The sequence below is a fragment of the Peptoniphilus indolicus genome, assembly GCF_900454665.1.
Classification (GTDB): Bacteria; Bacillota; Clostridia; order Tissierellales; family Peptoniphilaceae; genus Peptoniphilus; species Peptoniphilus indolicus.
Genome location: NZ_UGTH01000001.1, coordinates 1,876,933 through 1,889,557 on the forward strand (window position 1 = coordinate 1,876,933; position 12,625 = coordinate 1,889,557).

Consider the following 12,625-nt stretch of genomic DNA (forward strand, 5'->3'; position numbering starts at 1 on the left):
TTTTAGAAAAATATTATCCACATCCTATCAGGAGGGACTGATACACAAAACTTTTCACAGACCCGATTTACGGGATTTTCTATCATATGATGAATAGACTTTTTTAGTTTTGATAAGTTCATTCTCTCAATTATATTTTTTACAAGTTTTAATTTTACATCATCTTTTATATATATTTCTGTATTAAAGTTTATTTTTAATTGTATTGTATCATTAACTGTGTAAAATTAGTTAATAACAGTGTGTCTTTTTGTTTTTTCATGATTACATTGTATCAAAAAAGACGAGGGGTTTTTAGTTTCCTCGTCTTTTTTATTTAGGACTTTTGCAATAGCTCCAAATTTTTGTTATTTTCTATCTAGTAGAGTAAATAGTAATCCAAGTACTACTGCTGGGATAATCCAATAAAAAGATTGTAATGATGCTGGTAAAGTTACAACTAAGTTATCTACTAAACCATGTCCTACTACAGCAGAGAATATTGAATTTATAGCTGGGATACAAGCTCCTAAAACAGCTCCTATATAAGTGCTTGATTTTTTGAATACACTGGGGAACAAGTTTAAGAATATAAGTACCATTGATACAGGGTAAAGTCCAATCAAAATTGGAGCAGCTACGCTTACAATTTGGTCAACTCCCATTATAGAGAAGTATCCGCTTACAAGTGTACTTAATATTGCCCATACTGAGAATTTTATTTTATGATTACTTGATCTTTCAAAGAAATTAGCAACAGTTGAAGTAAGACCAATAGAAGTAGTTAGACAAGCTAAAGACATAGCTAAAGATATAAATATCTTACCAGCGTTTCCAAGTAAGCTTTCAGCAATATACAAAAGTAAGTCTACACGAGAATAATCTTGTAAGTTTAATCCTGAAACAGTTGCACCAGCTCTAGCCAGTCCAAAGTAAACAAGTGCAAGAGCAAAAGTAGCTATGACACCAGATTTTAAAGTTAGAGAAGCTATCTCATCTTTATCAGATATATTGTGTTTTTTGAAGCCATCTATTAGCAATACTGTAAATGCTAAAGCGGCAATCATATCCATCGTTTGGTATCCTTCTTGGAAACCATAGCTGAAAGAATTTTCAAATCCAGTAGGTACAATTTTTCCAATCGGAGTTAATATACTTTTAATTATAATAATTGCAAGTGTGATGAGTAAGGCTGGAGTTAAAAATTTTCCTATGGAGTCAATTATTCCGTTTGGACTAAATGTAAAAAATAAAGTTAAACCAAAAAATATAGCTGATACAAGAACAGGATTTAAATTAGGTAGCAGAGAACCTCTGATAACTTCAAATGTTGTAGCAGCAGTTCTTGGAATTGCAATTCCAGGTCCTATTGACAATAATATTAAAGTTCCAAATAGTTTAGCAGCTGGAGTCCCAAGTTTTTTTGCAACTGAGTCAATTGTTCCACCAGCTTTAATAGTAGATACAATACCGAGTAATACTAAACCAACACCAGTTATTACGAACCCTAAAAATGCAGTTATGAACTGATCTCCAACTAGCATACCAAGTGTTGGAGGAAAAATTAGATTTCCAGCACCAAATAGCATGGAAAAAAGTGCCATCGCGGAAATTAAAATAATATTACGTTTCATATTTTCTCCTTTTTAAATTAATTTCACTATATCATATCAATTATTTTGTATTGGGTAAAGAGATTTTTTATTTGTTAGGGAATAATAGTGTTAGATAATAATAAATATGTGACAAAAAATAAAAGAATAGTAAGCCATCTGATAATATAAATTTAAGCAAAAACAAAACATTAGAAAGAAGGCTTCCTATGAAAACCAGTATAACAGAAGAAATAAGATTTCGTCAAAAAGTAGTAGAATATGCAATAAAACATAAAAATAACGCAAAAGCAGCTAGAAGATACAACACTAGCAGACAACAAGTGCAAAGATGGCTAAAAAATATGATGGGAGCGTAGAATTATTAGCAAATAAATCAAGACGTCCAGATAGTCATCCTAACGAGCATACGAAAGAAGAATTAGAACTACTTAGAAAAAATACCAATGCCATAAACACAAAGGAATGGGTCAAGTATATAGAAAATGCCTTTATGCAGGATATAAACGAAGCTACAACTCAATGTGTAAACAAATAAAAAAGCTTAAAAACTATGAAAAACCAAGGGAAATAAGCTATCCAAAAAGCAAATATAAACCATTAAAAGGAATTTATCCGGGAGAATTTGCAGAAATAGATGTAAAATACGTACCGCTAGAATGCATAGGATTTAAAAGTAACTACGAAAGATACTATCAAATAACAGCAATATACTTATACAGCAGAAAAAGGATTAACCTTTTAGGGACAGAGAAAATAATAAAAACTTAGAAAGGAGGTAATTCTCATGTCAAATACGAAAAGAACAGGACAAACAGCCCTTTATGAGCGTTTAAGCCGTGATGACGAAATGCAAGGAGAAAGCAATTCAATCACCAATCAGAAGCAGCTGCTTGAAAGCTATGCCAAAAGAAATGGCTTTGTAAATATCTATCACTATACCGATGACGGAGTAAGCGGAACAACCTTTGATAGAGAGGGATTTCAAAAGATGATAAAAGCAGTAGAAGAAAACAAAGTATCTACTGTGATAGTAAAAGATATGAGTAGGTTTGGCAGAGATTATCTCAAAGTAGGCTTTTACACCGAAATACTTTTCAAAGAAAAGGGAGTAAGGTTTATCGCCATCAATAACGGAATAGATAGTGAGAAACAAGCAGAAAGCGACTTTACCCCATTTCTAAACATTATGAACGAATGGTATGCAAGAGATACATCAAGAAAAATACAATCTATCTTCAGAGCAAGAATGGAAGAAGGTAAAAGAGTATCACCAAGCGTTCCATACGGCTATTTTAGAAACCCAAAGAACAAACAGGAGTTACTTGTCGATAAAGAGAGTGCAAAGGTCGTAAAACGCATTTACCATCTTGTTATAGAGGGATATGGAGTAACACAGATAGCGGATATATTAACCAAAGATAAAGTCCTTATCCCATCAGCCTATGCCCAAATACATTATCCTGAAAATAACCACAGTTCCAAGAAAAGAGGAATAGAAGACCCGTATTTTTGGACACCAACCACAGTAAGCTATATCTTAGAAAAGCAAGAATATATGGGACATACTGTACTTGGTAAAACAATATGCCTTGATTACAAAACCAAGAAGCGAAGAAAGGCAAAAGAAGATGAACTCATTATCTTCAAAAACACCCATGAAGCAATCATTGATGAAGAAACATGGAATAATGCTCAAAGGCTAAGAAAAACAGTGAGAAGAAGTCCAAAGTATGGTACAACCTCACACCCATTTACAGGACTTTTAATCTGTGCAGATTGTGGAGGAAAGTTAAGTTACAGAGAGCCGGCAGAACATAAAGCAAAGAAATACGATTGTGATTATTGTTTTGTATGTCAACATTACAGACACAGAAAAGGCTCTTGCAGTATGCACTACATCAAAGTAAAAACAGTGAATGAAATTCTCTTAAAATCAATCAAAGAAATCACAGACTTTGCAAAAGAAGAAAAACAAGAATTTCTAAAAGTGATGAACAAATTATCCGATGAAAAAAGAGAAGAAAAATATCAAGGATATAAAGAGAAATTAGAAAAACTGTCCTCAAGGAATGAAGAACTGACAACCCTCATTACAAAGCTGTATGAAGACCACGCACTTGGGAAAATTCCTGTAAAACACTTTGACAGATTATTTAATACCTATGATACAGAGCAACAAGACTTAGAAAAACAAATACAGTATTTTGAAAATGAAATAGAAAGCTACCATCAGAGAAAAGTTGACACCGATAAATTCCTAAAAATGATAGAGAAGTATACCGATATTGAAGAACTGACAGTACCAATGATAAATGAGTATATAGAAAAAGTAGTAGTCCATGAAGCAACAGGAGGAAGAAAAGGAAAAGATAGAAAACAACAAGTTGATGTTTACTTTAACTTTATAGGCAATTGTCAAGTACCACTAAAGAAAGAGATAAAAGAAGCGAGAGTATAATTATAGGTATATGAAAAAGTTGAAAGAGAAAATGAACCAATCTATGATTAATTTCCTTAAAATTTGACTGCTATAAAATATAGTGATATAACTTATAGTAGTTTTTATTTTGGAGGGATAATATGTCAACAATAGATTTAATAGTTTTGGGAATGATTAAAGAAAAAGAACAAAGTGCTTATGACTTACAAAAGAATGTTGAGTATAGAAATATTTCTAAATGGGTTAAAGTTAGCACTCCATCAATTTATAAAAAAGTAATTCAGTTAGAAGAAAAAGGATATATAACAGGCAATTTGTCAAGAGAAGGGAATATGCCGGAAAAGTCTATTTATCGTATTACAGAAGATGGAGAAAAGTATTTTCTCGAACTGATGAAGAAAATATCCGTTCAAATGGTTAATGTATTTTTAGATTTTAATGCAGTTGTTATCAATATGGGAATGCTTTCTAATTCTGAGGAAAAAGAAATTGTAGATAATATTGAAACAGAAATTGAGAAGTATAAAAATGCAGTAAGCAAGTTAGAAATGGAAAGGAAAGAAATTCCTGTATGTGCAAAATCTATTTTAAAGCAACAAGTATTGTTATCTGAGGCATTAAATGATTGGATAAATGACTTTAAAAAAGTATATTTTGAGAGGTAATGCGAAATGAAAAACATAGAAGATGATAAGGAGATACTAAAAGAATTAAGAAAGATAACAAAGAACAAAGAAAATTGGGACATAGTTATTGATCAAGTTGCAACAAAATTAAATGGAAAGTATTCTGTTGATGTAAAGGCAAAGGTGTTATGGTTCATTGGTGAAATGGGACTAAATCATCCTGTGAAAATTAAAAAATATGTTGAAGATATTGCAGCTTACTTAAAGAATGATTCACCTAAATTAAGAGAGCGTTCCGTAAATGCATTAGGAAGAATAGGTAGAGCTGATAAAAATCTGATTATTCCTTTTTTAGATAAAATAATGGAAATGAAAGAAGACGAGGTAGAAAAAGTTAGACTTTCTTTTGTATGGGCTTGCGAAAATATTGCGACTAATGCTCCTGAACTATTTTACGACAAATTGGATACATTTTATAAAATGATATCAGATCAGGGTGAACGAGTTCGTATAGAAGCACCTGAAATATTTAGAGTAATAGGGAAAAGGAAACCATATTATGTCAAACCGTACTTAGAAAAATTACAATGGTATGCAGATAATGATTCACACCCTGTTGTTCGTATTCATAGCTTAGGTGCAATTAGGATTACTAAAAAAGCCTTAGAGGAGTGTGAGATAAATGCCACAAATGACTAAAGGTGGGAAATATATTTTTGGTTGGTCGAAGATAAAAAAAGATGGGAAGTTAAGTTTGCCGACTATGGTAATAAAGGAGTACAAATTAGAAAAAGAAAAGTATATCTATATTGTTTCAGGAAGCAAGCAAACAGGAGGATTCTGTGTTATGCCAGAATCATTACTTTCCGATTCAAAATTAAATAGCATATTAGTTAGAAATAAATGTTTGGCAGAGAGAAGTTTAAAAGAAGGAGAACTTATTTTATATAAGGGAAGAATGTACGGATGGCTATCTTTGAATGGAACAAATGTAAATATTCCTCAGTCTTTAATGGATTCTTTGGGTGTTAACATAGGAGATAAACTTTTGGCAATTAGAAGTAGTAACATTGCTTTTACAATGGGATTCAGAGGTTCGTTGATAGATAAAGCGAACAATTTTACGGGAAAAATCGAAACTTTCTGATGTGAGTATGCTGTTTTGACGATTTTTGAAAAAGATGATAAAATACTACTATATAGCTGAAAGGGGATTGTTATGAGAATTTACTTAAGAAATCATCCTAAGAACAAACTTAACTCTGTACAAATGAAACCGATGAAACATTGTACAGAGTATAGCAAATAGATTGCATTTAAGATTTCATCGGGAAATACAAGAAATCAGGTCATTTAGTTGGCTTTGTTTTTGTACACATTTCTCGATATGTAATTAAAATGTAAAGGGCTATAGGCAATGTTTTGTCTGTAGCCTTTTGTTTTATAAATTATTAAGCAAAAGGCAGATACTATTTTGTATTTATGCCTTTTTTTGTTGCATAAATACTGGAAGTTATAAATTGAGAAAAGGATGATGATTAAATGAATGAAAATAGAATAAAAATTTTAAAGGAAGAAAATATTGATAAAGCACTTTTTAAATTAGGTATTCCTATGGTTATCAGTTTATTGGTAGCCGCTTTATACAATGTCGTTGATACCTATTTTGTGTCCGGTCTTGGGAAAGAGGCAGTAGCTGCCGTTTCAGTTGCATTTCCGATTCAACTTATCTTTTTAGGAATAGGATTAACATTTGGTGCGGGAGCAGGCTCTTATATATCAAGGCTACTTGGAGGAAATAATAAAAAAGAAGCAAGTATTGTAGCAACAATTGCTCTTATATCAAGTGCAATTTTAGGGATAATTACAGCTATTGTATTGTTTTGCTATTTAGAGGGCGTTTTGAAATTTATGGGAGCCATTCCATCTATTATGGAAATTTCTAAGTCTTATACAGGAATATTCATAGTAGGCGGTATTTTGGGATCAATCAATGTAACACTTGGTAACTTAGTCGTTGCACAAGGAGCTGCCAAAATTTCATTAAAAGCTATGCTTTTAGGTTCTATATCAAATATGGTTTTGGATCCGATATTCATATTTGGACTTAATTTAGGAGTGAGAGGTGCAGCTATTGCGACACTTATAGCCAGAGTGATAACGAGTCTAATGTATCTCATTTACTTTATAGGAGATAAAAATTTAATTGAGATAAAAATACCTCACTTCAAACCTACATTTGCAATTTATAAAGAGGTATTGAAGATAGGAATTTCTATGTTAATACTTCAGATTCTACAAACTATATCTATAAGCAAAATATCCTATGCAGCATCCTTTTATGGAGAAGAAGCAATAGCTGCAATGGGTATTGTTCTTAGGATTATAACATTAGGAACAAATGTTGTGTTTGGATATATGAAAGGATTACAACCATTAGCCGGATTTAATTACGGAGCTAAGAATTATGAAAGAGTCAGAGGTTCTATAAAGGCAAGTATTAAATGGACAAATGTATTTTGCATAGTGTGGACTCTGATAATTTATATATTTTCACCAAGTATATTATCTTTATTTGGGACCGATGAAAATGTATTAAATATAGCAGTGCCGGCATTACGAGCAGGTGTCATTATGTTTATAACATTTGGATTTCAGTTTACCTACTCTACCTTATATTTGTCTATGGGAAAGGCATTAGGGGGAGTATTTTTAAACTCATTGCGACAAGGAATTGTATTTATCCCTATCATTTTATTGTTGCCTAAATTTATGGGATTAAATGGTGTTATATATGCTCAAACAATTTCAGATTTGATAACAACGATCATCGCAATTCCTTTTGCTATTAACATTCATAAAAAATTGGGATTAGAAATAAAAAACAGTTAAATAATCTAATAACAGCAAGACTTAATTTTATTGTTATTTTCGGAGGACTTTTTACGCCAAAGTGTAGAAGTCCTCCTTTTTTATTCTCAAAAAAACAAAACAGAAAAATAAAAAGGGAGGAACGCACAATGGAAAAGAAAGAATATTACTTTTATGTAAAAGGCAAAGCTGTACCAGTAAACAAAGAAGTCTATAAAGCCTACTGGAAAATAACGGAGCATGAAAAGTATCTTTATAAGAAAGATAGAGAACACAGCGTATTACCTTTTTCGTCTTTTGATTATGACGGACACTTTGTAGATAACATCATAGATGAAAGAATAGACTTAGAAAAAATTGTAGAAGTAAAAATGAAAATTGAAGAAATAAACAAGGCATTAGCTACACTGACAAAAGAAGAAAGAGAGTTAATGGAAGCCATCTTCTACAAAAGTGTAAATGTCAAGAATGCGATTATATGAAGCAAATAGAGGAGATTTAGAACAATACTATCTAGAAAAAAGAAGAGAAAAACACAAAGAAGAAACAATAATAGAATTAGATGAAAAAGTAAACAAAATAAAGCCATCAACATATAACAACAATTTAGGTGGAATAGAATTAGAAATAATACAGAGAAGTAAAGGAAACTGGTTGAAACAATGGTTAAACGTAGCTATATAAAAAACTGATAAAATATGGGAATTTGTTTTCCAAGAAAAATTTGACACTCTCGCAGATAATTAAAAAATTGAATACATAGTGTATATTTGATATAATTAAGTTTACTAAAGCATGGAGGTGCGAAATGTCTGAAAAGTATTTAGCAAATACAGATATATCTGGAGATGTAAAAATATCAGAAGATGTTATTGCTACAATTTCAGTTCTTGCTGCTGAATCTGTTGATGGGGTAGTAAAGATGCAAGCTAGTTTAAAATCTTCTGTTACTGATATATTGGGCGTTAAAAATATTGGTCGTGGAGTTAAAGTGTCCGTTGGAGAACAAGAAGCGGTTATAGATACTTATGTAACTGTTGAATATGGCAGAAATATAGTTGAAATTGCAAAAGTAGTACAAGAAAAAGTTAAAGAAGCCGTTGAAAATATGACAGGTTTAGAGGTTGTAGAAATCAATGTTCATGTAAGTGGAATTGCGATATCGGAAAAAGAGAAAGTAAGAAGTTAATGAGTAGGAAAAAAGCAAGAATAGGTCAAATGCAGTTGTTATATCAAATGGATTTAACTAATAAATTTGATATAAAAGAAGTTGAATTATTTTTAGATAACTTTTCTTTTAGTGACGATGAAATTGAATATATAAATGTAGCTATTCCGCAACTTATAGATAATATAGAAGAAATAGATTCTGTTATAGAGAAAAATCTTGAAAAATGGTCTTTTAAAAGATTAGCTAAGGTCGATAGAGCTATTTTGAGAATTGCGGTTTTTGAAATGCTCTATAGAGAAGATATCCCAGAAGAAGTATCTATAAACGAAGCTATAGAAATAGCTAAAGTTTATGGAAGTTTAGAATCTCAGAAGTTTATTAATGGAATTTTAGGTAGTATTTATAGAAGTATAAATTAACCGAGGGGTATCTCTCGGTTTTTGTTGTACAAAATAATATAAATAAAATTAGTTTTTCTTTTTAATTTGTGGTGAGTATGAAAGCTATAAAGGTCAGAGAATTAAATAAATATATAAAAAAATATGTGGCTATGGACTATCTCCTCTCTAATATAGATGTAGAAGGTGAAGTGTCTAATCTAACTAAGCACTCAAATGGCAACTACTATTTAACTTTAAAAGATGAAACTTCATCTATTAGAGCTGTTGTATATTATACAGATGTTGAAAACTTGGAGTATGAGCCTTTTGAAGGTGATTCTGTTATAGCTGGTGGTGCAGTTGCAATATTTGAGAAGGATGCCTCTGTAACTTTTTTTATAAGAAAACTTCGCTCAAAAGGTAGTGGAAATATAAAAGAGGCTTATGAAAGGCTTAAAGAAAAGCTAGAAGCGGAAGGATTATTTGTAAAATCGGACAAAAGGTTAAAGGCTTTTCCTCAAAAGGTGGGGGTTGTAACTTCCAAGACAGGAGCTGCAATACAAGATATAATAAATGTAATTAAAAGAAGAAACTCAGCGATTGATATTATATTATTTCCAACATTGGTACAAGGTGATGGAGCTGTTCAAAACATCATGGAAGGATTAAAATATTTTGAACATTCTGATGTAGATGTGGTAATAGTTGGTAGAGGCGGAGGTTCTTATGAGGATTTAGTTGCTTTTAATGATGAGGGAATAGCTAGGTATATACATTCAATGAGTAAAATTGTAATATCAGCAGTAGGACATGAAATAGACTATGTAATAAGTGATTTTGTAGCTGATTTTAGAGCTCCAACACCATCTTCAGCAGCTGAAATAATATCTTTGTCTAAGGATGAATTGAAGCAACATTTAGATTTAAGTTTTAATATTATAAAAAATAATATTTTAGAAAAGATAGAACAGAATAAATCTAATTTATTGCAAGAAAAAATTTATTTATTTGGGAAATGTAATGAAAGATGCAATTTTGAAAGAAGAGAAGTAAACTTCATCAAAAGAATATTAAATTCTAACATTCCAAATATTAATAAAACTAAAGATGAATTGAATGAAAGTTTAATTTCTTTAAATAAAAAATTAGATAAAGTTTATTTTGATAAAAAAAGAGAGTGGCTATCTTTAAGTAGTATTTTAAAATTAGATATATTTAAAGCTAGAAAAAATGAATTAAAATTAATAAATAGATATTTTTCAAATCATAGAATAAAAACTTGTATCTATGATGAACAATATAAGTTAAATTATTTAAAATCTAGAATAGATAGTATAATTTATTCGAAACTTAGATATGAGAGAAAAAATATACTTAATTTAGATTTAATAAATAAGAAAAAATTTTTGTTAAGTAGTATTGAATATAACAAGAAATTTTTAGATAAGTCTAAAGATCAAGTAAATTTGAGAATTGAAGCTAAATTAAATAAGATTAAAAATGAAGTTTTAAAAAATGGAGAAAATTTAAGAAGTACTAAATTTTCGAATATTTATGTATTAGACAACAAAGGTAAGATAATAACTAGTATAAAACAGGTTAAAAATAATCAGATTATGAGTATAAACTTTAAAGATGGAACGGTTAAATCTAAGATATTTAACATAGAGGAGAAATAGTATGAATGAAAGTTATGAAAGTGCATTTCAAAAGCTACAAACTATAATATCAGAGTTGGAATCCAGAGATATCACATTGGAAGATTCTATAAATAAATATGAGGAAGGATTAAAGCTTTATAAATTCTGTTTGAGCAAATTAGATGAATATGAAGGCAGAGTAAAAGTTTTAATGCAAGAAGGAAATGATATAGTGGAGAAGGATTTTGAGAGGCAATAATGACAGCAAGAGATTACAGTGAAGATATAAAAATAATAGAAAATCATATATTTAAGTATTTTACTTCTATTGACGAATATCAAAAAAAGGTTTATGAGTCAATGCTATATTCACTTTCATCAGGCGGTAAAAGGATAAGGCCTTTAATGTCTGTGATGGTTTATAGGGCTATAGTTGGCGAAGATTATACAAAAATTTTACCATTTGCAACTGCAATTGAAATGATTCACACATATTCTTTAATACATGATGATTTACCTTCAATGGATGATGATGATATTAGAAGGGGAAAGCCTACTAACCACAAAGTATTTACAGAAGCAATAGCTATTTTGGCTGGAGATGGTTTACTAAATATGGCTATTGAAGTTCTAACAAGAGAATTAGAGAGTATTGAAGATTTAAGTGAATTAAAACGTGCTTTAAGAGCAATGAGGTATATGTTTACGGCTTCTGGCGTTCATGGAATGGTGGGTGGACAGGTAATAGATTTAGGATTTTCTGAGGTCTGTAATCTAGAAGTATGTGAAACTATGTATAAGTTAAAGACGGCTGCTCTTATAAGAGCAGCGGTAGTTTCTAGCGCAATACTTGCAGGAGCTAGTGATGATGAAATAGCAGAATTTGAAGAATTTGCAAATTGCTTAGGTATGGCGTATCAGATGAGAGATGACTTATTAGATGCAAAAGATGATATTGAAAAAGAAAATAGTACTATATTAAATTACATTAGTGATAAAGATCTTGAAGAAAGAGTAGATGAGTATAGTAAAAAGGCAATGTTAGCTCTTGAAAAGTTAAAATATAACACTGAAGAATTAGAAGAACTAACTAAAAGTTTAATAAAAAGGAATTACTAATGGCTAAAGTAAGAGCTGATATTCTACTTTACGAAACTGGTGGGGCAGAATCGAGAGAAAAAGCTAAAAGATTAATAATGAGCGGAGAGGTTTTTATAAAGACTCAGAGAGTTGAAAAACCTGGTCAATTAGTTGATGAAGACTCTGAAATATATGTCAAGTCCAAAGGAATAAAATATGTTAGCAGAGGTGGGTTTAAATTAGAAAAGGCTATAGAGCTATATGATATTGACCTTAAAGACTCCATTTGTGCAGATATAGGTGCTTCTACTGGCGGATTTACTCATTGTATGCTTTTAAATGGAGCAAAAAAAGTCTATGCGATAGATGTTGGCACTAACCAACTGGACTACAAATTAAGAGTAGATGAACGAGTTGTCAGTATGGAAAAAACTAACTTTAGAACTTTTGATGTCAATTCTATTGAAAAAGTTGATTTTGTAAGTATTGACGTCAGTTTTATTTCACTAGATTTAATACTACCAAATGTCTATAAAGTTTTGAAAGATGTTGGAGAAGTAGTTGCACTTATAAAGCCTCAATTTGAAGCTGGAAAAGATAAGGTTGGGAAAAAAGGTATAGTAAAAGATATCAAAGTACATAAAGAAGTAATTGAGAAAGTCATAGAAATTACTAAAACTTTAAATTTTAGAATAAAGGGTATAACTGCTTCGCCAATTAGGGGTACTACTGGGAATAAAGAGTTTCTAATTTATTTAGAAAAATCATCCGAGCAAAGTATTTCGTTTAGTGTTGACGATGTTGTTAAAGAGGTTGAATGAT

The 12,625-nt window shown here is 30.7% G+C and carries 17 protein-coding genes; 16 read left to right on the forward strand and 1 reads right to left on the reverse strand.

What is annotated here, in order from left to right; translation table 11 throughout:
* Positions 1-347: 347 nt before the first annotated feature.
* Complete coding sequence (brnQ, locus tag DYE58_RS09035; protein ID WP_004823007.1) at positions 348-1,613, reverse strand: branched-chain amino acid transport system II carrier protein; 1,266 nt, start codon at positions 1,611-1,613, stop codon at positions 348-350.
* Positions 1,614-1,801: 188 nt separating this feature from the next.
* Between brnQ and DYE58_RS09040 the strand changes: the two genes are divergently transcribed.
* The 16 genes from DYE58_RS09040 to DYE58_RS09115 all read left to right on the forward strand — a co-directional run bounded on the left by DYE58_RS09040 (position 1,802) and on the right by DYE58_RS09115 (position 12,624).
* Positions 1,802-1,951, forward strand: a complete 150-nt coding sequence (locus DYE58_RS09040) for a helix-turn-helix domain-containing protein (protein ID WP_004823010.1) — start codon at positions 1,802-1,804, stop codon at positions 1,949-1,951.
* Entirely contained in the window at positions 1,924-2,130 is a 207-nt protein-coding gene (locus DYE58_RS09045) for a hypothetical protein (RefSeq protein WP_004823012.1), read from the forward strand. Before DYE58_RS09040 ends, DYE58_RS09045 begins: the two co-directional genes overlap by 28 nt.
* Positions 2,115-2,363 carry a hypothetical protein gene (locus tag DYE58_RS09050; RefSeq protein ID WP_004823015.1) on the forward strand — a complete coding sequence of 83 codons (249 nt, stop codon included), beginning with the start codon at positions 2,115-2,117 and terminating at the stop codon, positions 2,361-2,363. Before DYE58_RS09045 ends, DYE58_RS09050 begins: the two co-directional genes overlap by 16 nt.
* A gap of 16 nt (positions 2,364-2,379) precedes the next feature.
* Entirely contained in the window at positions 2,380-4,053 is a 1,674-nt protein-coding gene (locus DYE58_RS09055; protein ID WP_004823017.1) for a recombinase family protein, read from the forward strand.
* 122 nt (positions 4,054-4,175) lie between these two features.
* Positions 4,176-4,700 carry a PadR family transcriptional regulator gene (locus DYE58_RS09060; protein ID WP_004823019.1) on the forward strand — a complete coding sequence of 175 codons (525 nt, stop codon included), beginning with the start codon at positions 4,176-4,178 and terminating at the stop codon, positions 4,698-4,700.
* A 6-nt stretch (positions 4,701-4,706) separates the two neighbouring features.
* Complete coding sequence (locus DYE58_RS09065; protein ID WP_004823021.1) at positions 4,707-5,360, forward strand: HEAT repeat domain-containing protein; 654 nt, start codon at positions 4,707-4,709, stop codon at positions 5,358-5,360.
* Positions 5,344-5,808, forward strand: a complete 465-nt coding sequence (locus tag DYE58_RS09070; RefSeq protein ID WP_004823022.1) for a hypothetical protein — start codon at positions 5,344-5,346, stop codon at positions 5,806-5,808. The genes DYE58_RS09065 and DYE58_RS09070 overlap by 17 nt, the downstream gene beginning before the upstream one ends.
* A gap of 395 nt (positions 5,809-6,203) precedes the next feature.
* Positions 6,204-7,553, forward strand: coding sequence for an MATE family efflux transporter (locus DYE58_RS09075; RefSeq protein WP_004823024.1), 1,350 nt, complete (start codon positions 6,204-6,206; stop codon positions 7,551-7,553).
* A gap of 128 nt (positions 7,554-7,681) precedes the next feature.
* A complete protein-coding gene (locus DYE58_RS09080; protein ID WP_004823026.1) occupies positions 7,682-8,014 on the forward strand; it encodes a hypothetical protein in 333 nt (110 codons plus the stop codon).
* Positions 7,992-8,216: a hypothetical protein gene (locus DYE58_RS09085; RefSeq protein ID WP_040553094.1), complete on the forward strand. Its 225-nt coding sequence runs from the start codon at positions 7,992-7,994 to the stop codon at positions 8,214-8,216. Before DYE58_RS09080 ends, DYE58_RS09085 begins: the two co-directional genes overlap by 23 nt.
* Positions 8,217-8,340: 124 nt before the next feature.
* Positions 8,341-8,721: an Asp23/Gls24 family envelope stress response protein gene (locus DYE58_RS09090; protein WP_004823029.1), complete on the forward strand. Its 381-nt coding sequence runs from the start codon at positions 8,341-8,343 to the stop codon at positions 8,719-8,721.
* Positions 8,721-9,122, forward strand: coding sequence for a transcription antitermination factor NusB (nusB, locus tag DYE58_RS09095; protein ID WP_004823031.1), 402 nt, complete (start codon positions 8,721-8,723; stop codon positions 9,120-9,122). Before DYE58_RS09090 ends, nusB begins: the two co-directional genes overlap by 1 nt.
* A 77-nt stretch (positions 9,123-9,199) precedes the next feature.
* Complete coding sequence (gene xseA / locus DYE58_RS09100) at positions 9,200-10,762, forward strand: exodeoxyribonuclease VII large subunit (RefSeq protein WP_115312228.1); 1,563 nt, start codon at positions 9,200-9,202, stop codon at positions 10,760-10,762.
* Between the two features lies 1 nt (position 10,763).
* A complete protein-coding gene (gene xseB / locus DYE58_RS09105; RefSeq protein WP_004823035.1) occupies positions 10,764-10,982 on the forward strand; it encodes an exodeoxyribonuclease VII small subunit in 219 nt (72 codons plus the stop codon).
* A complete protein-coding gene (locus DYE58_RS09110; RefSeq protein ID WP_004823037.1) occupies positions 10,982-11,842 on the forward strand; it encodes a polyprenyl synthetase family protein in 861 nt (286 codons plus the stop codon). Before xseB ends, DYE58_RS09110 begins: the two co-directional genes overlap by 1 nt.
* Entirely contained in the window at positions 11,842-12,624 is a 783-nt protein-coding gene (locus DYE58_RS09115) for a TlyA family RNA methyltransferase (RefSeq protein WP_004823039.1), read from the forward strand. The genes DYE58_RS09110 and DYE58_RS09115 overlap by 1 nt, the downstream gene beginning before the upstream one ends.
* Position 12,625 lies beyond the last annotated feature (1 nt).

Excerpts from the sequence above, each read along its gene's own strand:
- DYE58_RS09070 (WP_004823022.1), top strand. The coding sequence starts at position 5,344 with ATGCCACAAATGACTAAAGGTGGGAAATATATTTTTGGTTGGTCGAAG.
- DYE58_RS09090 (WP_004823029.1), top strand. The coding sequence starts at position 8,341 with ATGTCTGAAAAGTATTTAGCAAATACAGATATATCTGGAGATGTAAAA.
- DYE58_RS09080 (WP_004823026.1), top strand. The coding sequence starts at position 7,682 with ATGGAAAAGAAAGAATATTACTTTTATGTAAAAGGCAAAGCTGTACCA.
- nusB (WP_004823031.1), top strand. The coding sequence starts at position 8,721 with ATGAGTAGGAAAAAAGCAAGAATAGGTCAAATGCAGTTGTTATATCAA.
- DYE58_RS09075 (WP_004823024.1), top strand. The coding sequence starts at position 6,204 with ATGAATGAAAATAGAATAAAAATTTTAAAGGAAGAAAATATTGATAAA.
- DYE58_RS09045 (WP_004823012.1), top strand. The coding sequence starts at position 1,924 with ATGGCTAAAAAATATGATGGGAGCGTAGAATTATTAGCAAATAAATCA.
- xseA (WP_115312228.1), top strand. The coding sequence starts at position 9,200 with ATGAAAGCTATAAAGGTCAGAGAATTAAATAAATATATAAAAAAATAT.
- DYE58_RS09050 (WP_004823015.1), top strand. The coding sequence starts at position 2,115 with ATGTGTAAACAAATAAAAAAGCTTAAAAACTATGAAAAACCAAGGGAA.
- DYE58_RS09065 (WP_004823021.1), top strand. The coding sequence starts at position 4,707 with ATGAAAAACATAGAAGATGATAAGGAGATACTAAAAGAATTAAGAAAG.
- DYE58_RS09085 (WP_040553094.1), top strand. The coding sequence starts at position 7,992 with ATGTCAAGAATGCGATTATATGAAGCAAATAGAGGAGATTTAGAACAA.
- DYE58_RS09115 (WP_004823039.1), top strand. The coding sequence starts at position 11,842 with ATGGCTAAAGTAAGAGCTGATATTCTACTTTACGAAACTGGTGGGGCA.
- DYE58_RS09040 (WP_004823010.1), top strand. The coding sequence starts at position 1,802 with ATGAAAACCAGTATAACAGAAGAAATAAGATTTCGTCAAAAAGTAGTA.
- xseB (WP_004823035.1), top strand. The coding sequence starts at position 10,764 with ATGAATGAAAGTTATGAAAGTGCATTTCAAAAGCTACAAACTATAATA.
- DYE58_RS09055 (WP_004823017.1), top strand. The coding sequence starts at position 2,380 with ATGTCAAATACGAAAAGAACAGGACAAACAGCCCTTTATGAGCGTTTA.
- DYE58_RS09060 (WP_004823019.1), top strand. The coding sequence starts at position 4,176 with ATGTCAACAATAGATTTAATAGTTTTGGGAATGATTAAAGAAAAAGAA.
- brnQ (WP_004823007.1), bottom strand. The coding sequence starts at position 1,613 with ATGAAACGTAATATTATTTTAATTTCCGCGATGGCACTTTTTTCCATG.
- DYE58_RS09110 (WP_004823037.1), top strand. The coding sequence starts at position 10,982 with ATGACAGCAAGAGATTACAGTGAAGATATAAAAATAATAGAAAATCAT.